This is a genomic window from Aeromicrobium phragmitis (genome assembly GCF_003674095.1).
In the GTDB taxonomy this organism is placed as follows: Bacteria; Actinomycetota; Actinomycetes; order Propionibacteriales; family Nocardioidaceae; genus Aeromicrobium; species Aeromicrobium phragmitis.
Map to the genome: position 1 here is coordinate 1 of NZ_RDBF01000128.1, position 404 is coordinate 404.

Sequence of the window (404 nt, forward strand, 5' to 3'; positions counted from 1 at the left end):
GGAATACCGCGTCGAGGCGCACGTCGTGCTCACCGACGGCGCCGACCGCATCGCACTGCCCAGTGCCGCCGACGTCTCGACGACGTGGGAGATCGTCGCCGACGAGACCCGGGTGGGTGACGCTCTGCGCCGTGCCGTCTGCGACCGCGACCTTCCCGCGTCCGCCGGCGACGCAGGCTTCTACGTCTGGTTCGCGGGCGAGGCGGCCGCGAGCCGTGCCGTCCGCAAGCGGCTGCGGCGCGATCTCGGCTGGCCGCAGAGCGACTTCTACACGTGCGGTTACTGGCAGTTCGACGCCGAGGCGTGGAACGCGCGCTACGCCGAGGTCGCCGAGACCGTGACCGCAGAGGCGATCGCCGCCTACGAGCGCGCCAACGGCGACGACGGCGTCTACCTCGACCAGC

General features: G+C 72.3%; 1 protein-coding gene. It reads left to right on the forward strand.

What is annotated here, in order from left to right:
* On the forward strand, window positions 1-404 hold a 404-nt coding region (locus tag D9V41_RS16605; protein WP_166376108.1), incomplete at both ends, for an SIP domain-containing protein.